The sequence below is a fragment of the Streptomyces sp. NRRL S-118 genome, from assembly GCF_000716335.1.
Lineage (GTDB): Bacteria > Actinomycetota > Actinomycetes > Streptomycetales > Streptomycetaceae > Streptomyces.
Genome location: NZ_KL591060.1, coordinates 1 through 638, shown reverse-complemented (window position 1 = coordinate 638; position 638 = coordinate 1). Strand labels below are relative to the sequence as shown.

At 73.4% G+C, this 638-nt stretch carries 1 protein-coding gene; it reads left to right on the top strand.

Features of this window, described 5'->3' with window-relative positions; all coding sequences use genetic code 11:
- Nucleotides 1-638: beta-ketoacyl synthase N-terminal-like domain-containing protein (locus IH00_RS0136555; protein ID WP_031080838.1), on the top strand; the 638-nt coding region annotated here is incomplete at both ends.

Here is a 638-nt window from a genome sequence, read left to right as displayed (position 1 = left end):
CGAGTTCGACGCGGACTTCTTCGGGATCAGCCCGCGTGAGGCGACGGCCATGGACCCCCAGCAGCGCCTGCTGCTGGAGGCCGCCTGGGAGGCGCTGGAGGACGCGGGCCTCGACCCGAACTCCCTGCGCGGCAGCGACACCGGCGTCTTCTGCGGCGTCGGCCCGTCCGACTACGCGTCGATGCCCGCAGGGACCCTCCCCGAGATCGAGGGCTTCCGCCTGACCGGCTCGACCACCAGCGTGGTGTCCGGTCGCGTCGCCTACAGCCTCGGCCTGGAGGGGCCGGCGGTGTCGGTGGACACGGCCTGCTCCGCCTCCGCCGTCGCCCTGCACCTCGCCGTGACCGCGCTGCGCGCCGGCGAGTGCTCCCTCGCTCTGGCCGGTGGCGTGACGGTACTCTCCGGACCGTTCCTCCACATGGAGTTCAGTCGCCAGCGCGGCCTGGCCCCCGACGGCCGCTGCAAGGCGTACTCGGCCTCGGCCGACGGCACCGGCTTCTCCGACGGCCTCGGCCTGGTGGTGCTGGAGCGGCTGTCCGACGCCAAGCGCAACGGGCGCCGGATCCTCGGTCTGATCCGTGGCAGCGCGGTCAACCAGGACGGTGCCAGCAATGGCCTCACGGCGCCGAACGGTCCGT